Annotated in this window: 18 protein-coding genes; 8 read left to right on the forward strand and 10 right to left on the reverse strand. The window is 74.1% G+C overall.

Going from position 1 to position 19,221, the window contains the following annotated elements:
• Positions 1-117: 117 nt before the first annotated feature.
• The gene (locus ACIPAE_RS26835) at positions 118-1,674 is read left to right on the forward strand and encodes an AMP-binding protein (protein ID WP_329362527.1); all 1,557 of its coding nucleotides are present in this window, start codon (positions 118-120) and stop codon (positions 1,672-1,674) included.
• 105 nt (positions 1,675-1,779) lie between these two features.
• Here ACIPAE_RS26835 and ACIPAE_RS26840 read toward each other — a convergent pair whose 3' ends face one another.
• Complete coding sequence (locus tag ACIPAE_RS26840; RefSeq protein WP_402448472.1) at positions 1,780-3,294, reverse strand: AMP-binding protein; 1,515 nt, start codon at positions 3,292-3,294, stop codon at positions 1,780-1,782.
• A 123-nt stretch (positions 3,295-3,417) separates the two neighbouring features.
• On the opposite strand from ACIPAE_RS26840, the gene ACIPAE_RS26845 reads away from it, so the two are divergent.
• The gene (locus ACIPAE_RS26845) at positions 3,418-3,669 is read left to right on the forward strand and encodes a phosphopantetheine-binding protein (protein WP_328472139.1); all 252 of its coding nucleotides are present in this window, start codon (positions 3,418-3,420) and stop codon (positions 3,667-3,669) included.
• Positions 3,670-3,767: 98 nt separating this feature from the next.
• Here ACIPAE_RS26845 and ACIPAE_RS26850 read toward each other — a convergent pair whose 3' ends face one another.
• From ACIPAE_RS26850 to ACIPAE_RS26865, 4 genes are all read right to left on the reverse strand, one after another.
• Positions 3,768-4,634: an ACP S-malonyltransferase gene (locus ACIPAE_RS26850; protein ID WP_328474771.1), complete on the reverse strand. Its 867-nt coding sequence runs from the start codon at positions 4,632-4,634 to the stop codon at positions 3,768-3,770.
• A gap of 166 nt (positions 4,635-4,800) precedes the next feature.
• Positions 4,801-6,057 (reverse strand): pyridoxal phosphate-dependent aminotransferase, encoded by a 1,257-nt coding sequence (locus ACIPAE_RS26855; RefSeq protein ID WP_329362533.1) that lies wholly within the window; start codon positions 6,055-6,057, stop codon positions 4,801-4,803.
• Positions 6,058-6,115: 58 nt separating this feature from the next.
• Positions 6,116-7,420 (reverse strand): KamA family radical SAM protein, encoded by a 1,305-nt coding sequence (locus ACIPAE_RS26860; protein WP_402448476.1) that lies wholly within the window; start codon positions 7,418-7,420, stop codon positions 6,116-6,118.
• 29 nt (positions 7,421-7,449) lie between these two features.
• Positions 7,450-8,298, reverse strand: a complete 849-nt coding sequence (locus tag ACIPAE_RS26865; protein ID WP_328472135.1) for a mycofactocin-coupled SDR family oxidoreductase — start codon at positions 8,296-8,298, stop codon at positions 7,450-7,452.
• 534 nt (positions 8,299-8,832) lie between these two features.
• Here ACIPAE_RS26865 and mftA point away from each other — a divergent pair.
• From mftA to mftC, 3 genes are read left to right on the forward strand one after another with little or no spacing between them, the layout of a single operon-like run.
• Entirely contained in the window at positions 8,833-9,000 is a 168-nt protein-coding gene (gene mftA / locus ACIPAE_RS26870) for a mycofactocin precursor MftA (protein ID WP_402448478.1), read from the forward strand.
• 24 nt (positions 9,001-9,024) lie between these two features.
• Entirely contained in the window at positions 9,025-9,372 is a 348-nt protein-coding gene (gene mftB / locus ACIPAE_RS26875) for a mycofactocin biosynthesis chaperone MftB (protein WP_402448481.1), read from the forward strand.
• Positions 9,369-10,535, forward strand: a complete 1,167-nt coding sequence (gene mftC / locus ACIPAE_RS26880) for a mycofactocin radical SAM maturase (protein WP_402448484.1) — start codon at positions 9,369-9,371, stop codon at positions 10,533-10,535. The genes mftB and mftC overlap by 4 nt, the downstream gene beginning before the upstream one ends.
• A gap of 96 nt (positions 10,536-10,631) precedes the next feature.
• On the opposite strand, the gene mftF is transcribed toward mftC, so the two are convergent.
• The 5 genes from mftF to ACIPAE_RS26905 all read right to left on the reverse strand — a co-directional run bounded on the left by mftF (position 10,632) and on the right by ACIPAE_RS26905 (position 15,729).
• Complete coding sequence (gene mftF / locus ACIPAE_RS26885; RefSeq protein ID WP_402448485.1) at positions 10,632-12,191, reverse strand: mycofactocin biosynthesis glycosyltransferase MftF; 1,560 nt, start codon at positions 12,189-12,191, stop codon at positions 10,632-10,634.
• A complete protein-coding gene (locus tag ACIPAE_RS26890; RefSeq protein ID WP_328472125.1) occupies positions 12,188-12,991 on the reverse strand; it encodes a mycofactocin-coupled SDR family oxidoreductase in 804 nt (267 codons plus the stop codon). Before ACIPAE_RS26890 ends, mftF begins: the two co-directional genes overlap by 4 nt.
• Positions 12,988-13,731: a mycofactocin biosynthesis peptidyl-dipeptidase MftE gene (mftE, locus tag ACIPAE_RS26895; RefSeq protein ID WP_402448487.1), complete on the reverse strand. Its 744-nt coding sequence runs from the start codon at positions 13,729-13,731 to the stop codon at positions 12,988-12,990. Before mftE ends, ACIPAE_RS26890 begins: the two co-directional genes overlap by 4 nt.
• Positions 13,728-14,921, reverse strand: a complete 1,194-nt coding sequence (mftD, locus tag ACIPAE_RS26900) for a pre-mycofactocin synthase MftD (RefSeq protein ID WP_402448489.1) — start codon at positions 14,919-14,921, stop codon at positions 13,728-13,730. The genes mftE and mftD overlap by 4 nt, the downstream gene beginning before the upstream one ends.
• A 385-nt stretch (positions 14,922-15,306) precedes the next feature.
• A complete protein-coding gene (locus ACIPAE_RS26905; protein WP_329362550.1) occupies positions 15,307-15,729 on the reverse strand; it encodes a secondary thiamine-phosphate synthase enzyme YjbQ in 423 nt (140 codons plus the stop codon).
• 198 nt (positions 15,730-15,927) lie between these two features.
• On the opposite strand from ACIPAE_RS26905, the gene ACIPAE_RS26910 reads away from it, so the two are divergent.
• The 3 genes from ACIPAE_RS26910 to ACIPAE_RS26920 all read left to right on the forward strand — a co-directional run bounded on the left by ACIPAE_RS26910 (position 15,928) and on the right by ACIPAE_RS26920 (position 19,076).
• Positions 15,928-16,707 carry a glycoside hydrolase family 3 N-terminal domain-containing protein gene (locus ACIPAE_RS26910; protein ID WP_402448492.1) on the forward strand — a complete coding sequence of 260 codons (780 nt, stop codon included), beginning with the start codon at positions 15,928-15,930 and terminating at the stop codon, positions 16,705-16,707.
• A 187-nt stretch (positions 16,708-16,894) separates the two neighbouring features.
• On the forward strand, positions 16,895-18,121 hold the full coding sequence (locus tag ACIPAE_RS26915; protein ID WP_329362554.1) for an NAD(P)-binding domain-containing protein: 1,227 nt from the start codon (positions 16,895-16,897) through the stop codon (positions 18,119-18,121).
• A gap of 175 nt (positions 18,122-18,296) precedes the next feature.
• The gene (locus ACIPAE_RS26920) at positions 18,297-19,076 is read left to right on the forward strand and encodes a (Fe-S)-binding protein (RefSeq protein ID WP_402448517.1); all 780 of its coding nucleotides are present in this window, start codon (positions 18,297-18,299) and stop codon (positions 19,074-19,076) included.
• The last annotated feature ends 145 nt before the right edge of the window (positions 19,077-19,221 follow it).

Genomic DNA, 19,221 nt, shown 5'->3' on the forward strand with positions numbered 1-19,221 from the left:
CCCCACCCCTATTCGGTCCCCCTAGCCGCCCGCCGGGTTCGGCGGACCGCCCGGACGCACCCCTAGCTTTCCGCCGGGCCGGGACGGCTCGGAACCGCCCTGGCCTACGCTGCCGCAATGCTGCTTCATGAATTCATGTTGAGCGCCGCGCGGTCGACTCCGGACCGACCCGCCGTCATGGAATTCGACGGGCCGGACGGCGCGGTTACCACCTCATTTCGCCGACTGGAGTCCCTGGTAAGGGAATACGCGAATTCCCTGGCTGATCTGTCCATCGGTGTCGGGGACCGGGTGGTGCTGGAGTCCGACACCTCCGCCGCCGCCATCGCGGCCTTCCTCGCCTGCTCGACGGTGGGCGCCGCGTTCATCCCGGTGAGCCCGCAGACCCCGCCGGCGCGGCTCGCCGCCATCATCGACACCGCGCGGCCCGCCCTGCACCTGCGGGCGGCGCCCGCTCCGCGCGAGGGGCTGCCGGCCGATCTCGGCACCGCCAGGTTCGGGCCGGGCGGCCTGGTCGTCGAGCGGATGCCGGCCCGGCGCCCGCGCCGGCGCCAGGTGGCGGTGGAGACCGACACCGCCTACATGATCTTCACGTCGGGCACCACCGGGCGCCCGAAGGGCGTGGTGATGAGCCACCGCGGCGTCACCTCCTTCTACCGCGGCATGCTGGCGGAGCGGCTGATCACCGCCGACGACCGCGTGGCCACCACCTCGCCGCTGCAGTTCGACTTCTCGCTGCTGGACATCGGTCTGGCGCTCGGCACCGGGGCGACCCTGGTGCCGGTGCCGCGGGCGGTGCTGCACTTCCCCCGGCGGTTCCTGGGGCTGCTGCGGGAGGCCGAGGTCACCCACGTCGACGGCGTGCCGTCGATCTGGCGGCCCGTGCTCACCCACGAGCCCGAGGAACTGGCCGCGTTGGAGCACCTGGCGAGCATCCTGTTCTGCGGTGAGATGTTCCCGCTGCCCGAGCTGCGCGCGCTCCAGCGGCTGCGGCCCACCATCCGGATCATCAACTGCTACGGCGCCACCGAGTCGATGGCGTCGTCCTTCGCCGACGTGCCCAACCCGCTCCCGGAGGACACGCGGGAGCTGTCGATCGGATTCGCCCACCCGGGTGCCGAGATGCTCGTCCTCGACGAGTCGGGGCAGCCGGTGGACGGGCCCGGCGTGCTGGGCGAGATCCACCTCTACAGCCCGGCGCTGTTCACCGGCTACTGGGATGACCCGCAGGCCACCCGCGCCGCGCTCGTGCCCGACCCGCTCGAACCGGCCTCCGGCAGGCTCGTGTTGCGCACCGGCGACCTGGGCTACCTCGGGCCCGGGGGCGAGGTGCACTTCTGCGGGCGCAAGGACTCGCAGGTGCAGATCCGCGGCAACCGGGTCGAGCTGGACGAGGTCGAGCGCCGGATTCTGGAGTTCCCCGGCATCACCGCGGCCACGGTGCTGGCGCATCCGCTGGACGGCGGGGAACTCGCGCTGCACGCGTTCGTGGTCGCCGCCTCGGACGCGGCGCCGTTCGGCGAGACGGAGGTCGCGGTCTTCTGCAAGCAGGCCCTGCCCGCCTACATGGCCCCCGCGCGCATCCGGATCGTGGACCGGCTGCCGATCACCGCCAACGGCAAGGTCGACAAGGCGGCGCTGGCCGAGCGGTACGCGGCGGCGCCGGTCCGCTGAGCAGAGGACAGAGCAACGCGCCCGGCCCGCCCGATGCGTACATCGGGCGGGCCGGGCTTGTCGGCGGGGGGGCGGCGGGTCTGCTGGCCGGGGCCCCGCGGGGCGTCAGTCCGGGCGTACGGCCTGACCCGCCAGGTGCCTGCGGTCGATCTTCCGGTTGGCGTTGAGCGGGAACTCCGCCAGGTGGTGGTACTCCCGGGGCAGCATCCCCTTCGGCAGCACCTCCCGCATCCGGCGGGCCAACACGGCCGGCGCGGTGGGCACTCCGGTGTAGAAGACGACCAGTTCGGTGCCGTCCTCGGTGCTCCTCGGCACCACGACCGCGTCCTCCACGCCGTCGCAGGTGCGCGCCGCGGCCTCCACCTCGGCCAGCTCCACCCGCCAGCCCTGCACCTGCACCTGGGCGTCCAGCCGCCCGAGGTAGGCCAGTTCGCCGCCGTCCAGCCGCCGCACCCGGTCGCCGGTGCGGTACCAGACCGCTCCGGCGCGTTCCAGGAACCGCCCCTCGCCGTCCCGCGGATCGAGGTAGCCGGGGGTGGTCTGCGGCCCGCAGACGCACAGTTCGCCCTCGGTCGGGTCGACGCCGCCGTCGGGCCCGAGCAGCAGGTGGTCGTGGCCGGCGTGCACCGCTCCGATCGGCACCAGGCCGTTGACGCAGCGGGCCGGCGAGCGCTCGGGGTCCCAGCGGTGACCGGCGATGGTGATGGTCAGTTCGGTCGGTCCGTAGATGTTCTCCAGCGTCGAACGGGAGGCGGCCCGCTGCCACTCCTCGGCGTCCGCCTGGCGCAGGGCCTCGCCCGCGAACAGGCTCCAGCGCAGCGTCGGCATCGAGTCCGCGACGAGGCCGCTCAGCCGCCGGCTCAGGGCGACCACGCTCGGTGTGGAGAACCAGACGGTCATCCCGCACTCCGTGAGGAAGTCCGGCAGGTCGCGGTAGGCGAGCGGCGGGATGGCCTGCACCCGGGCCCCGGCTCCCCAGGCGCAGAACAGGTCGAACATCGCGCAGTCGAAGTTGAGGTCGAAGGTCTGCGAGAAGACGTCGGTCTCGGTGAAGTCGTAGCGCCGGTCCATCAGCCCGAAGTAGTGGGCGGTGTTGGCGTGGGTGATCGGCACGCCCTTGGGCCGGCCCGTCGACCCCGAGGTGAACAGCACGTACGCGGTGTCGTCCGGGGCGACCGGGCGCGGCGCGGCCAGGCCCGCCGCGCGGCCGGCCGGCCCGCGGGCCGCGGCGGCCGGCACCGCCGGCAGGTCCAGGCCGGTGGCGGCCAGCGTCGCCAGGCCCTGCTCGTCGGCCAGGACCACCGACACCCCGGCGGCGCGCAGCATCTCGCGGGTGCGCTCCACCGGGAACTCCGCGTGCAGCGGTACGACCGCGGCGCCGGTGTAGAGCGCGGCCAGGACGGCGAGGTAGGCGTCGGTGCTGCGGCCGGTGAGCACGCCGACGGCGCGCGGCGGCGGCGTGGCGGCGGCCAGCGCGGCGCCGGACCACCGCAGCGCCGTCTCGTGGGCCTCCTCGTAGCTGACGGTCCGGGTGCCGACCCGCAGCGCGGGGCGCCGCGGAAATGTGCGCAGCCCGCGGAGGAATCGCGCGTACAGGGCGTGCTCGGCGATGGAGTCCATTCTCGCTCCCGGTCACAGGGAATAGGGGGTGGCAAGGGTTGCCCGCAGTCGTCCCGGGCTTTGCATCATGGAACAGGAGAGCCATCGCCCGGTGGCTCGGGTCCACGACAATTCGGAGTCGTCATGTGGGACGATCGGTTCGAGAAAATTCTGCGCACCTATCTTCCGTTCCTCTCGCCGGAGCAGCCGATCGAGAAGAACAGCGATCTGCGCGACCTCGGTCTCGACTCGTTGAGTATGGTCGGCCTGATGGCCGCTCTGGAGAACACGTATAACGTGCGGTTCGTGAACGACATGATGCGGGTCGAGACCTTCGCCACGCCGGACGTCCTGTGGTCCGGGCTGTGCGAGCTGACCCGGTCCACCGCCGGCTGACCTCTCCGACCCCGGCGGCCACCGCCGACGACCGACGTCCGTCCCCGCCGCCCGGCTCACCGGGGGGCGGGGACGGACCGTCGTACCGGCCACTGCCATCAGGCGGCCGGCCGTCCTCCGCGCGGCCGCATGACGTTCCTCGGCAGCACGTTGACCACCTCGAACGCGGCGACGGTGCAGCCGACCCGGCCGAAGAGCGCGTCCGGGCCGCACACGTGCAGCCGGCCCACCCCCAGCCCGCGCAGGCCCTCGATCACGGCCGGCCAGCGCACCGGCCGCACGTAGCCGTCCAGCAGGGTCGCGCGCACCTGCGCGGCCGTGGTCAGCACCGAGCCGTCCTGGTCGGCGACGAAGGGCAGTTCGGGGTCGCGGAACTCCAGCCGCCCGACGACCTCCTCCTCGACCCGGTCGCGCAGCGGGGCGAACACGGCGCAGTGCATGGGCGGGCGCATGGTGTAGATGGGCAGCCCGGAGGCGGCACGCAGCCGCTCCTCCAGCCAGGCGACCTTCTCCTCGCGCAGCGAGACCATGTAGAAGTCGGCGTCGATGTAGCAGGAGATGTCGTACCACTCCCCCTGTTCCGCCAGGTCCCGCAGGATCGGATCGAGCGTCTCCCACGGGGTGCGGGCGAAGGAGTGGGTGACCACGTCCTGGTGGTGCTCGGCGAAGTACTCGGTCTCGCACCGGGCCATGCGGGCGGTCATCCACACCGCGTCCTCGAAGGCGAGGGCGCCCGCGTGGACGGCGGCGGCCTTCCCGCCGAAGCTCGCCCCGGCGCAGGCGACGGGCGGCGCGTCCATGGTCCGCTCCGACCACTGGGCCAGCGCGAGGCAGTTGACGAGGAAGGCGACCTGGGCGTACTCGGAGTAGTCGTCGTCGGCGTCGCGGTAGCGCTGGAGCAGGTCGTAGTCGAGGACCTTCTCCGCGCGCCCGAGCAGGTCCCTGGCGCAGGGGTTGACCAGCATGAACTTCGCCACGTCGGCGTAGCGCGAGGGCCCCATGCCGGGGAACGCCACGGCGTTCGCGGTCCGTTCGTCGGTTCCCGACACGGCTCGTCCTCCTGACGGTTGGGGGTGTCTGCCGGGGTGTGCGGGCGGGTCCGGCGGGTGCCGGCGAGTGCCGGCGTGCGGTTCAGGCGGTGAGTTTCGCGAAGCTCTCGGCCAGCCGGGTCAGTACCGAGTCCACGTGGGGCAGCCGCAGCGGGTCTTCCGCGTCGAGGGCCGCCTGCTGCTCCTCGCGGGTCGGCCCGTACAGCAGGCTGGTCGCCGCCTTGAAACGCAACGCCCCTTCGTCGTCGCCGAGTTGGTGACCGGCCAGCACGGCGATGCCGTACTCGTCGAGCAGGTGCGCGAAGAGCGAGGGCGAGTCGGTCACGCCCCGCCGGGCCAGCGCGTCCCGGACCGGCTCGAAGTCGGGGTAGACGTAGAACGCGCCGGTCGGCGGCCGGCAGGAGGCGCCGGCGTCGGTGAGCAGGGCGTGTACCGCCCGGGCCACCGTCCCGTGCAGACGGGCGGCGCGGCCCAGCCAGGCCCGCAGCTCCGGCGGTTCGGAGAAGGCGTACTCGGCGACCTCCTGCATGGGGGCGGCCAGCGTCGACCACACCTCGCTGCCGACGGCGACCACGTCGTCGCGCAGCCGCCGGCCGAGCGGGTTGTCCGGGAAGCGGGCGCAGCCGATCCGCCACCCGCCCAGGGCGAGGCTCTTGCTCAGGCCGGTGGTCACCACGGTCCGGTGCGGCACCACGTCGGCGGGGCTGAGGAACTCGGTGGCCGGGTCGTGGATCACGTCGCGGTAGACCTCGTCGGAGACGACGAGCAGGTCGTACTCCTCCGCCAGGGCGCACACCTCCCGGACCAGCCGGGCGGGGGCGATGGTCCCCGTGGGGTTGTCGGGCAGCGTGAGGATCACCATCCCGGGCGTCGCGCCGCGCGTGCGGGCGGCGCGCAACTCCTCCCGCAGGACGGCCGGGTCCGGTATGCCGCCGCTCTCCGGCGGGATGGGGACCCCGATCGCCCGCTTGCCGGCGAGCGCGGCCTGCGGGGCGTAGGTGTTCCAGGCCGGCTTGGGGAGGTACACCTCGCCGCCGGTCACGTGCTGAAGGCCCATCAGCAGCGGCTTGCTGCCGGGGGCCACCAGTACCTGGTCCGGCCCGGTGGGCAGGCGGCGCCGGGTGAAGTAGCCCGCCACCGCCTCCCGTACCGGCAGGCCGCCCGCCACCGGGCCGTACGCGTTGTACGCCGCCCCGGCGGCGAGCTGCCGCGCGAGGGGGGCGAAGACGGGCAGGCGGGCCTCTCCGAACCCCAGGTGCACGAGTGACTCGCCGACGGCACGCCGCTCGTCCACGATGCGGTTGAGCTCCAGGTTGGGCGAGACTTTCCGACCGGCCATGCTCCGGGCTCCTTAGTCTGTTCGGGGCGGGCCACCCGCGGCCCGTCGGGGCTCGCGCCTAGTGCCGCACCCGGCCCGCGACGGCGGCGACGATGTCTTCCGGGGTCGAGGGGTCGCACTCCAACTCGTCGATCCAGCAGGCGGTCGGCGAGTACAGGGCCCGGAACGGCCGCCCGACCAGCTGGGGATCGCGGGCCTGCACCATGCGCAGGGCGAAGTACCGCCCCTCGGGGGTGTCCTGGACGCCGTCGACGAGGACCTTCCCCGGGGTCGCCGACATCACCGGGCCGCGCACGGTGCGGGCGAGGCCGGGCAGGGTCCGGTACGCCTCGCGGAAGATGGTGGCGGCACGGGCCAGCGGGACCTTGAAGTAGTCGTGCGGGCCGGTGTCGCGCTCGACGAACATGTAGTACGGCACCGCGTCGGCGGCCAGTTCCCGGCGCCACAGCTCCGCCCAGGTCCGCGGGTCGTCGTTGACGTGCGCGATGAGCGGTGCCTGGCAGTACACCAGGGCCCCGGTGGACCGGATGCGCGACACCGCGCGCCGCGCGATGTCGGTCTCCAGCTCGCGGGGGTGGCTGAAGTGCGCCATCACCGCGAGGTTGCGGCCGGAGGCGACGACCTGCTCGAAGAGCCGGAGCAGGTCGTCCGCGTCCTGGTCGGTGACGAACCGCTGCGGCCAGTAGGCCACGGCCTTGGTGCCGATCCGGATGGTGCGCAGCGTGTCCACCGTCAGCAGCGGTTCGAGGTGGCTGCGCAGCCGGTCGGTGGACATGATCGCGGGGTCGCCGCCGGTGACCAGCACGTCGCTGACGTCCGGGTGGTCGCCGAGGTACGTCAGCAGGTGCCCGGGGTCGGGCGCGGCGAAGCGCAGGTCGGCCTCGCCGACGAACTGCGCCCAGCGGAAGCAGTACGTGCAGTAGGCGTGGCAGCTCTGGCCGTGGCCGGGGAAGTACAGCACCGTCTCGCGGTACTTGTGCTGCATGCCCTTGAGTTCGACGCCGTCCTGCTGTGGCACGTTGAGCTGCATCTGCCCCGACGGGTGCGGGTTGAGCCGCGCGCGGATCGAGTTCACCGTCTCGGTCAGCTCGCGGCGCGAGACGGTGTCGTCGGCGTCCAGCAGCACCGACAGCCGCTTCTCGTCCTCGCTGGAGAGCATCCCCTGCTGGGGGAAGACGAGCTGGTAGATCGGGTCGTCCGGGAGGTTCTGCCAGTCGATGAGGTTCGACAGGACGTACTCGTTCACCCGGAAGGGGAGCACCTGGGAGACCAGCCGCACCGTCTTCCTGAGCTCGTCGGGCAGGCCGTACCGCGCCGCGATCGTGTCGATCTGGCGCGGGCCGTACGCACGGAATCGGGACACCCCCGCGTCCGGCAAGGCCGCGGACACGGTCACCGGCCCTGCTTGACCAGCGCGCCGGCGTCGATCCGCAGATGCAGCCCGGTCACGTACCGCGACTCGTCCGAGGCGAGGTACACCACGGCGTTGGAGACGTCCTCGGCGTGCACGTACGGGACCGGCATGGCCTGGATGGTGGTGAAGATCGGCTCGGCGTCGGCCCGGCCGGGGTTCTCCATGTCGGGCCGGAACGCCTGGTAGACGGCGTCGTTGAGGAGCATGGAGGTGTCCACGTTGGTCGGGTGGACGGCGTTGACCCGGCGGCCGGAGGCGGCGAGCTGGTTGGCGAGCGCGTTCGCGTAGTCCACCATGACGTGCTTGGCGAACTTGTAGCCGCCCATGCCGGGGCCGGCCATGGCGTCCTCGGGGCCGGGCGGCAGGAAGCCCATGATCGAGCCGACGAGGATGATAGAGCCGCCCTCTCCCAGGTGCGGGAGCGCGGCGTGCACGGTGTTGATGGAGCCGACGAGGTTGACGTCGATGGTGCCGGTGAACGAGCCGACCGGAAGCTGGGCGCCCATCGGCAGGATGCCCGCGTTCGGGACGACCACGTCGAGCCGGCCGAGCTCGGCCACTCCCGCGTCGATCGCGGCGCGCAGCGCGGCCGCGTCCCGCACGTCGGCGCGCCTGGCGAAGACGCGGCGGCCGGCCTTCTCGACCAGCCGCGCGGTCTCGTCCAAGTCGGCCTGCGTGGCCATTGGATACGTCGCCGCGTCGTTGTCCTCGCACGCGTCGATCGCGATGATGTCCGCGCCCTCCTCGGCCAGTCGCACTGCGTGACTGCGCCCCTGCCCGCGCGCGGCGCCCGTCACCACGGCGACTTTGCCTTCCACCCGGCCCATCGAGGCCCTCCTTGATGCGTTGTGGACGTGCTTCAACTCCTGGACGTACCAGGGAAGTCGAACCGCGCCCGCCGGCAGGCGGGGCGGCAGCGGCGATCCCGCAGCTTTTCTACCGCCCGGGCCCGGGCGGAACGGCCGGCGATGACCCCTAGCCCACGCCGTCACCGCACCTCAGGGGTCCCCCTATCCTCCGTGGATCGCGGGAAGGGACGGTTTTAGGGGGGTGAGCCGACCGGCACCGGTCCGGCTCCCCTGACGGCGGCCGGCCGCCGGGCCCGCACGCCGCTCCCGGCCCTGGTCCGGTGCCCTGCGGGAGGCCGCGGGGGGCTCGCGCGGTGTTCGCGGGAGGCGGCCCCAGGCGCTGCCGGCCCGGGTCCGGCGGGCCCTGGCGCCTCTTCCGCCCCAGCCGGACCGGGCCATATCATCCGTGCGTCCGGTGCCCACGACGTGGTGCCGTCGGCGCCGGTTCGCGGCTCCCTCCGCGCTCCCGGCGATCCTTCCGCGCACCGCCTGTGCCCCATGAAGGAGCGTCACATGAGCGATCTCGCCACCACCGATCCCGCCACCGCCGATTCGACCGCCGCCTCCATCGCCGCTTCCACCGCTGCCGGTTCCCCGGCCCCCGGCGGCGGAGAGCAGCCGGTCGAGGAGGACCTGCTCGTCGAGGACGTGTCGATCGACGGCATGTGCGGCGTGTACTGACCGGCGACGAGGAGTGAGGACCGTATGCCCGTGGAGTTCGACATCGAGCGCGCCTGGACGCTGCATCCGCAGGTCTCGGTACGCCCCGAGCCGTTCGGCGCGCTGCTGTACCACTTCGGCACGCGGCGGCTGTCATTCCTCAAGGACCCCGAACTTCTGAGTGTGGTGCGGGAGTTGGACGCGCAGCCCAGTGCTCGCCGGGCGTGCGAGGTGGTCGCGGGCGACCGCCTGCCCGCCTTCACGGCCGCGCTGTCCACGCTCGCCCGCACCCGGATGATCGTCGAGCGGCACGCCGTGAGCACCGAAACCGCCGGGGACGCGCCGAGGGTGCCCTCTGCCGCGCCCGACCGAGAGGACAGGAGGCTTCCGTGACCCGCCTGGTGGAACACTTCCAGCGGGGGCTGGACGCCCCCATCTGCCTGACGTGGGAGCTGACGTACGCCTGCAACCTCGCCTGCGTGCACTGCCTTTCCAGCTCCGGGCGGCGCGACCCGCGCGAGCTGTCCACCGCCGAATGCCGTTCGGTGATCGACGAGTTGCAGCGCATGCAGGTCTTCTACGTGAACATCGGCGGCGGCGAGCCCACCGTGCGCCCGGACTTCTGGGAACTCGTCGACTACGCCACCGCGCACCAGGTCGGCGTCAAGTTCTCGACCAACGGGGTACGCATCACCGAGGAGGTCGCGGCCCGGCTCGCCGGGAGCGACTACGTGGACGTGCAGATCTCGCTGGACGGCGCCACCGCCGAGGTCAACGACCGGGTGCGCGGGCCGGGTTCGTACGACACGGCGGTCCGGGCGATGCGTAACCTGGCGGCGGCCGGGTTCCGCGGCTTCAAACTCTCGGTCGTCGCGACCCGGCACAACATCGGCCAGCTCGACGACTTCGCGGCGCTCGCCGACCGCTACGGCGCCCAACTGCGGCTGACCCGGCTGCGCCCCTCCGGGCGCGGAGCCGACACCTGGGACGAGCTGCACCCGCGGCCCGAACAGCAACGCGAGCTGTACGACTGGCTGATGGCGCACGGGGAGAAGGTGCTCACCGGCGACTCGTTCTTCCACCTGTCGGCCTTCGGGCAGTCGATGCCCGGGCTCAACCTGTGCGGAGCCGGCAGGGTGGTCTGCCTGATCGACCCGGTCGGCGACGTCTACGCGTGCCCGTTCGCCATCCACGACGCCTTCCGGGCCGGGAACGTCCGCGAGCCGGGCGGCTTCACCTCGGTGTGGCGGTCCTCCGAGCTGTTCGAGCAGCTGCGTGAACCGCAGTCCGCGGGCGCCTGCGCGTCCTGCGGCCACTTCGACGCCTGCCAGGGCGGTTGCATGGCGGCCAAGTTCTTCACCGGACTGCCGCTCGACGGCCCCGACCCCGAGTGCGTGCGGGGGTTCGGCGAACGCGCCCTGGAGGGGGTGGCGGCGGGACACGCGCCGCGCCCCTCCCAGGACCACTCGCGGCCCGTACGCGCGGGCGTCGGGCCGGTCCCGGTGACCATCGGGCGGCGGATGCCGGCCAAGCCCTGCGACGAGAGCCCGTTGTGAACCCGGAGGGCACCGGCGGCCGTTCGGGCGCCGGTGCCCTCGGATCTCGGGTGGCCCGGGGGGATCGCGGCGGGCGTCGCGGTCCCCCCGGGGCGTTCACGGTGCGGGGCGCGGGAACGGCCGGTCCCCCCGGGTCCCCGCCCCCGGCCGCGCGGCAGCGGCGGCCGAAGCACCAGCAGCGGCCGAAGTACCCACGGCACCCGCGGCACCCGCGGCACCCGCAGCAGAACGCGCACGCACACCCGCCCCCGCCCCTGAGCGGCGGATCTCGGGCAGCAGGCAGCGGATCGACCGCCCCCTGACCGCCCCCGCCCACAGCCCCGAGCCGTACGCGAGGTCGTCCAGCCGGCGGGCCAGCGCGAAACGCACCGGGTCCAGGTCCGGGGCGCGCAGACGGTACTCCAGCAGCCCGTCGGCGACCGCGGCCAGCGCCACCGCCCGGCGGGCCCGGGACGACACCACGCAGCCGGCGAGGCTCAGCGGCCACCAGTGCCGCAGCAGCAGCGCGGCCGCCTGCTCGGCGGTGGCCGCCACCCCCAGGCCGGTCAGGGAAACGGCGATCCGGTGCCGTCCGGCGCTCCCGGCCGGCACCTTGCGCAGGTTCCGGCGGGTCACCGCGGTGAGCACCACCGCGAACGCCGGCAGCGACCAGCGCCGCTGCGCCAGCGCCGCTACGCCGACGGCCGCGGCCCACGGCGTGAGGACCGCCGGGGCCACCGCCGGGCCGTGCCGCGCGGAGAGCGTGTGCGCCCCCGTGCCGTAGTACGCCTTGCGGCCCAGCCAGTCGGCGAGGCCGCTGCGGTGGTCGTGCCGGACCGCGACGGACGGCTCGTAGCGGACCCGGTGCCCCTCGGCGGCCAGCCGCCAGACCAGGTCGACGTCCTCGCCGACCCGCATGGACTCGGTGAACCCCGGCCCGAGCGCGTCGACACGCGCCACCAGGCAGGCGCTGGGCACCCACGACACGCGCGAGCGCGGATGGACCAGGGCCGGGTGCGCCTGGAGGTCGAGCGAGGAACGGGCCCCCTCGTAGCGGACGATCCAGTTGCCCCGCTCCGGCGTGCCCGGCCCGTGCAGGCCGAGGACCCGGGGGGCGACGACGGCGAGTTCGGGGTCGTGGAAGTGGCGCAGCAGCATCGGCAGGGTGTCGGGCTCGACGGTGATGTCGCTGTCGATGAACGCCACGAAGGGGGTGCGGACCTGCCGCAGCCCGGTGTTGCGGGCGGCGGCCGGCCCGCGGTTGCCGGGGTGGCGGATCAGGCGAGCGCCGTGCCGGTGGGCGACGCGGGCCACCGGGTCCGGATCGGGGGAGGCGTCGTCCACGACGATCACCTCGACCCGTCCGGCCACGCCGGCCAGCAGCCGCTCCAGCGCGTCGGGCCGGCCGTGGGCCGGCACGACCACGGTGAGCTGCCCGAGGTCGGCCGGCGGGAGCGCGGTGACGACCGGGTGCGCCATCCCCAGCGCCACCAGCCGGGTCGCGAGCCGCAGCGAGGTCGGACCGTCGATCCGTATCCGCCGGCCCGCCAGGAGCGCCACGGCGGGCGCGGACAGGCGCAGCAGGCGGGGCGGCGCTCCCCCGACGAGGACGCGTCCGCGGTCGTACTGCCTGACCCTGGAGCCGAGTTCCACCACGGAACCGACCGGAAGCGTCATCCGCGGAACCCGCCCTCGGCGCTGACGACCGTCCCGTTGGCGACGCCGCCGGGCCGGGAGCAGCAGAAGGCGACGACGTCGGCGACCTCCTCGGGCTCGATCAGCCGGCCGTCGAGTTGCGAGCCGGCGAACGTCTCGGTGCCGACGTCGTAGAGCGCGGCGGTGGCGTCCAGCATGGCCGTCCGGGTCGAGCCGGGGGACACCGCGACGGCGGTCACCCCGGTGTTCACGAGGTCGGCGGCCAGCCCGCGGACCAGGCCGACGACGGCGTGCTTGGCGGCGCCGTACCCAGCCAGGTGGAACAGGCCGCGGGTGCCCGCGGCGGAGGCCACGGCGACGAACCGGCAGCCGGCCGGGTCGGGCCCGCTCAGCATGTGCGGCACGCAGGCCGCCGCGGTGTTCCACACCCCCATGACGTCGACCTCCCACAGGGTCCGCACCTGCTCCGGCGGGGTCTCCCACACCGGCAGGCCGCCGCAGATGACGGCCGCGGCCGCCACCGCCGCGTCGAGCCGGCCGAACTCCTCGACCGCGGCGGCCGCGGCGGCCCGCAGCGCGTCGGCGTCGCGGACGTCGGCGACCCGGGTGACGACCTGGCCGGGGTACCGCGCGCCGAGCGCCTCCAACTCCGCACGGCTCGCCAGCGGGTAGTCCACGCCGGGGCCGCGCCCGGGACCGTCGCCCGCGCAGCCGTCGAGGGCGACGACCGCGTACCCGTCCGCGCACAGCGCCCGTACGGTCGCGGCGCCGATGCCGCGCGCGGCGCCCGTGACCAGCGCGACCCGCCGGGTGCCGGTCATGCCCGGGCCCCGGCGCGGCTCAGCCGGCCGCGGGCGTCAGGGCTGCCGCCGATCCGCTCGGCCGCGTCCGCCACCAGGGCGTCGAGGAGGCGGGCGCCCTCCTGCGCGGTCGCGCCGGTCGGGTCGCCGAGCACGCCGGACGGCGAGACCGCGGCCACGCCCCCGGCGATGATCGTCGGCAGCAACTCCGCGAGCGGCGCGGGGTTTCCGGGCTCGGCCCGGAGCATGTCGACCCGCTCCGGGGCCAGATGGAGCATCAGCGAGGTCTCGCAGCGGCCGGCGTGCGCGTCGCCGCCCGCCGGTACGCAGGCCACCCAGCCCACGTCGTGCCCCTCGTCGACCAGTTGGCCGACCGCGCCGGTCAGGCAGGCGAGGTTGCCGCCGTGGCCGTTGACGAACACGACCCGGCCGGACCACAGGGACAGGGAGCGGACGAGTTCGACGAGCATGAACCGCAGCGCCTCGTTGCCGATCGACATCGTGCCCGGGAAGGACTGGTGTTCGCCGCTGGCCGCGTACACGATCGGCGGCGCCAGCAGTATCCGGTCCGCGGGGCCGGTGCCGGCCAGGCGCCGGGCCGCACCCTCGGCCACGGCGGTGGCGACCGTGGTGTCGGTGTCCAGCGGCAGGTGGGGGCCGTGCTGCTCGATCGAGCCGACCGGCACCAGGACCACCGGGCGGTGCGGCAGCGAGGTCCAGGTGCGGTGGGCCAGGTTCGCGGGCTGCGCGCCCGGCTTCACTTCCGCCCCGTGCGGTCGGTGTCGCCGAGCGTGCGGGTGAAGCCGGCCGGCACGATCACGTCGTCGGGCACCAACTCCCCGACGCCGGCCCGGCCGAGGCCGAGCAGCGCGGAGCGGATGCCGCCGGCCATGACGTCCAGGACGTTCTCCACGCCGCCCTGTCCCGCGGCGGCGAGCCCCCACAGGTAGGCGCGGCCGATCATCACGGCGCGCGCGCCGAGGGCGAGGGCCTTGACGACGTCGCTGCCGCGCCGGATGCCCCCGTCCATCAGCACCTCCACCTCGCCGCCCACCGCCCCGGCCACCGCGGGCAGCATGCGGATGGGGGCGGGGGTGCCGTCGAGGTTGTTGCCGCCGTGGTTGGAGACGGAGATCGCGGTGACCCCGCAGTCCACGGCCCGGCGGGCGTCGTCCAGCCGCGAGACGCCCTTGAGCATGAAGGGGCCGCGCCATTCGTCCCGCAGCCAGCGGATGTCGTCCCAACTGGGCGGCGGGGTCTGCATCCACGCGCCGTAGGCGCCGAAGAACGTCGGCGTGACGCCGTCCGGGCCGGTGAGGTTGGGAGTCGTGAGGTCGGGGAGCTTGCCGGAGCGGGCGTAGTCCAGCAGCCAGGAGGGCCGGGTCAGCGCCTGCGGGGCGAGCTTCGCCATGGCCCGCAGGTCCAGCCGCTCCGGTATCCAGGGGCTGCCCCAGTCGCGGCCGTGCGAGAAGGACCAGTCGAGGGTGACGATCAGGCCCACCGCCCCGGCGGTACGGGCCCGGTCCATCATGCGGACCATCGCGTCCTTCGACCCCATCCAGTACATCTGGAAGAACGTCTTCGGGTTGGCCGCCACCACCTCCTCGACCGGTTTGCTCGCGAAGGAGCTGAGCCCCATCGCGGTGCCCCGCGCCGCGGCGGCGCGGGCGACGGCCACCTCGCCGTCGGGGTGGACGGCCTGGACCCCGGTCGGGGAGATGACCACCGGCAGCGCGATCGGCTGCCCCATGACCGTGGTCGCCAGATCCTGTTCCGGGGGCTGGCCGGCCACGTGCGGGGCCATTCCCAACTCCCGGAACGCCGCGGTGTTGTCCCGGTAGGACACCCCCGCCTCGGACCCGGCGAGCAGCGCGCCGTAGACGGATTTCGGAAGGCGCTTCTCGGCTCGTCGCTGGGCGTGTGCGACGGTCTCGAACCAATTGCTGCCCACGACATACCCCTTCACTCGGTGGAGGCCGCGCTCGCCGCCGATGGGGACTCGGGCACGGGAGCTCACGGCGTGTGGCCCATGAGAGGCTGCCCCCACGGCTCCGGGGGGAGGCGGTCGTCCGCCGTGCATCTGGACGATAGTGGCGCCGGGTGGGGAAAAGAAGGGCACATGCCGAAGTCGCCGATCACTGCCCCGGCTCGCCGGGCCGGCCCAACTCCCTTGCCCGCGGCCGCACTCAGCGCGTACGGCCGGGCCGGCACGGTTCGGAGCCGGCAGGGCTTCGCCGGGACCGCGGATTCGTGGGGGCCTCGGATTCGTCGGGCCCGCGGCTCAGTGGGGGCCGCGGATTCGTCGGGCCCGCAGCTCCGTCCGGACCGCGGTTCACTCAGCCCAGGAAGCTCAGGCGGACCTGGCGGTCGGTGTTGGAGACGTTGGTGTCCACCAGCACGACGGACTGCCAGGTGCCCAGCTCCAGCCGGCCGCCGATCACCGGCAGCGTCGCGTGCGGCGGCACCAGCGCGGGCAGCACGTGGTCGCGGCCGTGGCCGCGCGGGCCGTGCCGGTGCCGCCACCGGTCGTCGGCCGGCAGCAGGTCGCCGAGCAGGGCGAGCAGGTCCTCGTCGCTGCCCGCGCCGGTCTCGATGACCGCGATGCCCGCGGTGGCGTGCGGTACGAAGACGTTGAGCAGCCCGTCCCGCCCCTGCGCCGTCCCCCGCAGGAAGCCGGTGCAGGCGTCGGTCAGGTCGTGGACGATCTCACGGTCGCCGGTGTGGATGTCGAGGACACGGGTTCCAAAGCGTTCGGCCATGCCTTCCATGGTGGCCCATGGTGGCCCGCCCGTCCGGATGCCGCGTCCGGCGTCAGGAGCCGACCGGCGGTCCGCGGCCCGGGGCGGAACGTTGCGGGCGAGCGTCGCGGGTGATGGGGATCATTGCCCCGGCCACAGATTGGTCTGTACCATTCGGGGGGTTCGCCGACTGCCGCGCCCCGGAGGGGGACCCCAGACGTGAAGACGCTGCACCGGCTCGCCGTGCTGGTCGACTCCTGCCTGCTGCCGTCCGTGAACGGCGGCGGCTCCCCTCTGCCGGAGTGGATTCTGCGCGGGCTGGAACGGGGCACGCCGGGCGCCGCCGTCCACGCGTACGAGCCCGCCGCCGCCCGGGCCGCCGCCGACGCGGTACGGGCCGCCCTGCCGGACGCGCTGACCGCCCACTGCGGACCGGTCGGCGCCGCCGTGGGAGGTGGCGCCGCCGCCGCGGCGTCGATGGCCGCCGGGGCGAATCTCCACCTCGGGGTGCGGCCGGGCGCGCGGCCCGGCGAGACCCGAACGTTCGTGACGGACCTTCAGACACACGGCGTGGCGGCGGCGTTGGGGCCCTTCACCGGCGCCGGGAACCTGCTTCCCTTCGCGGAGGGCACGGCCGCGGGGGTACGGGCGATCTCGGCCGCCGTGCCCGCGGCGCTCCACAGCCACGCGATCACCGGGGTGCTGCGCGGCGAACTCGGCTACACCGGCGTCGTGCTGAGCGACACCCTCGACGCGCCGTCCATCGTCGACGGGTGGGGGGTGCCGGGCGCCGCCGTCCTCGCCTGGATCGCCGGGGTCGACCTCATCCGGCTCGGCCCGGCCAGCGGGCCCGGGGTGCGCGACGCGATCCACGCGGCCACCGCCCGTGCGGTCTCCGACGGCGACCTCCCGCTTTCCCGCCTGGAAGAAGCGGCGGAACGCGTCGCCCGCTTGCGGCGGTGGGCCTCCAACCCGCTCGCCCAGCCCTGCGGGGCCTGAGCCGCCCGCCCCGACTCGCCCGACACGACCCGCCGCCCGGGGCACCCCGCCTCCTCCGCCGGCCTCTACGCGTGCCGTCACGGCGGCCCCGCCCCTTCCCCGCCGGGCGCGACGGGAGAAGCGGGGGCGGCGGGGGAACCTGGCGCGGCGGGGGAAGCAATGGGCGGCGGCGCTGGTTGGCAGAGGCATGAAGGACTCGGGTGCGGGGCGACGGCCGGAAGCAGGCGAGTCCGCGGTGGTGGACGCGGACGTCGCCGTGGTGGGTGCGGGGCAGGCGGGGCTGTCGGCGGCGTACTTCCTGGGCCGGGCGGGGCTGCGGGCCGGCACGGACTTCGTGGTGCTCGACCACTCCCCCGGCCCCGGGGGCGCCTGGCAGTTCAGGTGGCCCTCGCTGACGTACGGGAAGGCGCACCGGGTGCACGCGCTGCCGGGGATGGAGCTGGAGGGCGGCGACCCGCAGCAGCCGTCGTCGCAGGTCGTCGGGGAGTACTTCCGCCGGTACGAGGAGGCGTTCGACCTGCGGGTGCTGCGCCCGGTGGACGTGTCGGCGGTACGCGAGGGGGCCGGCGGGCGGCTGCGGGTGGAGACGGACCGGGGCACGTGGTCGGTGCGGGCGCTGCTGAACGCGACGGGCACGTGGGACCGGCCCTTCCTGCCGTACTACCCGGGTCAGGAGAGCTTCCTGGGGCGGCAGCTGCACACCGCGGGCTACCGGGGGGCGGCGGAGTTCGCGGGACTGCACGTCGTGGTGGTGGGCGGTGGCACGTCTGCGGTGCAGCTGCTGATGGAGCTGCACGAGGCGGGCGGCGCGGCGCGCACCACGTGGGTGACCCGTCGGCCGCCGGTCTTCCGCGACATGGCGTTCGACGAGGAGTGGGGCCGCTCGGTGGTGGCCCGGGTGGAGGACAGGGTACGGCGGGGGCTGCCGCCGCAGAGCGTGGTGAGCGTGACCGGTCTCGCGGCGACCGAGGCGGTCCGGGACGCGCGGGCCCGCGGCATCCTGCGGCGCGAGCCGATGTTCGACCGGATCACTCCGCACGGCGTCGCCTGGGCCGACGGCCGCACGCTGGACGCCGACGTCATCCTGTGGGCGACCGGGTTCCGGGCGGCCCTGGACCACCTCGCCCCGCTGCGGCTGCGCGAACCGGGCGGCGGGGTCCGGCTGGAGGGCACCCGCGTGGTGAAGGACCCGCGGGTGCACCTGCTCGGCTACGGGCCCTCGGCGAGCACGATCGGCGCGAACCGGGCCGGGCGCAGCGCGGTCCGCGAGATCCGCGCGCTGCTCGCGGGCACCGGCGCCGCGCCCGACACCGAGTCCTCCGACGGCACGCCGTCCGGAGCCGAGTCCGCCGACGCCACGTCGCCCGAAGCTGCCTCGCCCGCCCCCGCACCGATGCCCGTGGCCGCCCGCTGACGCGGCCCGCCGGTGTCACCCGCAACCGCGTCCGGGCGCAGCTCACAGGTCAGTTCAGCGCCAACTCGCCCAACAGACATCGGATGTATACTTCCCCTGCTGTGCACGCTTGGGGCAGTATGAGCGCATGCGTGATCGACAGCCGAGCGGCGGCGGGGTGCGGCACGAAGGCGCCCTGCGGGTCGCCCTCTTCGTGACCTGTGTCAACGACCTCCTTTACCCGGACACCGGCCGGGCCGTGGTGACCCTGCTGGAGCGGTTGGGCGTGGAGGTGGACTTCCCTGCGGCCCAGACCTGTTGCGGGCAGCCCCAGTTCAACACCGGCTACCGCCACGAGACCGAACCCCTGGTCCGCCGGTACGCCGACGCCTTCGACGGCTACGACTACGTGGTCACCCCGTCGGGCTCGTGCGCGGCGATGGTCCGCGACAACTACCCGCGGATCGCGGAGCGGGCCGCCGCCGAGGGCCGGGACGACGGGCTGGCCGCCGCGGCGGCCGCGGCCGTTCCGAAGACCTACGAACTGACCGAGTTCCTGGTGGACGTGCTCGAAGTGACCGACGTGGGCGCCTACTTCCCGCACAGCGTCACCTACCACCCCTCCTGCCACGGCCTGCGCATGCTCGGCCTCGGCGAACGCCCCCGCAAACTCCTCCAAGCCGTCAAAGGCCTGGAACTCAGGGAGCTGGAAGGCGCCGAGGAATGCTGCGGCTTCGGCGGCACCTTCGCCGTCAAAAACCCCGACGTCTCCGTCGCCATGGGCCAGGACAAAGTCCGCCACGCCCTCGACACCGGCGCCCGCGTCCTGTGCGGCGCCGACAACTCCTGCCTCCTCCACCTCGACGGCATCCTCCGCCGCGACCACGCCCCCCTCCACACCCTCCACCTCGCCGAAATCCTCGCCTCCACCGAACAACACCCCTACCGGCGAGCCGACACAGGAGTCGTCCGATGAGCGGCACCTACCTGGGACTCCCCTCCTTCCCCGAAGCCGCACACGCCTCAACGAAGGACACCCAACTCCGCGCCAACCTCACCCACGCCACCCACACCATCCGCACCAAACGCGCCACCGCCATCAACGAACTCCCCGACTGGCC

Origin of the sequence: Streptomyces sp. NPDC087270 (assembly GCF_044744625.1) — a bacterium.
GTDB lineage: Bacteria > Actinomycetota > Actinomycetes > Streptomycetales > Streptomycetaceae > Actinacidiphila.

Coding starts and splice junctions, on each gene's coding strand:
- ACIPAE_RS26865 (WP_328472135.1), bottom strand. CDS start 8,298: ATGGGCCGGGTGGAAGGCAAAGTCGCCGTGGTGACGGGCGCCGCGCGC.
- mftB (WP_402448481.1), top strand. CDS start 9,025: ATGCCCGTGGAGTTCGACATCGAGCGCGCCTGGACGCTGCATCCGCAG.
- mftF (WP_402448485.1), bottom strand. CDS start 12,191: ATGACGCTTCCGGTCGGTTCCGTGGTGGAACTCGGCTCCAGGGTCAGG.
- ACIPAE_RS26905 (WP_329362550.1), bottom strand. CDS start 15,729: ATGGCCGAACGCTTTGGAACCCGTGTCCTCGACATCCACACCGGCGAC.
- ACIPAE_RS26890 (WP_328472125.1), bottom strand. CDS start 12,991: ATGACCGGCACCCGGCGGGTCGCGCTGGTCACGGGCGCCGCGCGCGGC.
- ACIPAE_RS26835 (WP_329362527.1), top strand. CDS start 118: ATGCTGCTTCATGAATTCATGTTGAGCGCCGCGCGGTCGACTCCGGAC.
- ACIPAE_RS26845 (WP_328472139.1), top strand. CDS start 3,418: ATGTGGGACGATCGGTTCGAGAAAATTCTGCGCACCTATCTTCCGTTC.
- ACIPAE_RS26855 (WP_329362533.1), bottom strand. CDS start 6,057: ATGGCCGGTCGGAAAGTCTCGCCCAACCTGGAGCTCAACCGCATCGTG.
- ACIPAE_RS26915 (WP_329362554.1), top strand. CDS start 16,895: ATGAAGGACTCGGGTGCGGGGCGACGGCCGGAAGCAGGCGAGTCCGCG.
- ACIPAE_RS26850 (WP_328474771.1), bottom strand. CDS start 4,634: ATGCTGGTCAACCCCTGCGCCAGGGACCTGCTCGGGCGCGCGGAGAAG.
- mftA (WP_402448478.1), top strand. CDS start 8,833: ATGAGCGATCTCGCCACCACCGATCCCGCCACCGCCGATTCGACCGCC.
- ACIPAE_RS26840 (WP_402448472.1), bottom strand. CDS start 3,294: ATGGACTCCATCGCCGAGCACGCCCTGTACGCGCGATTCCTCCGCGGG.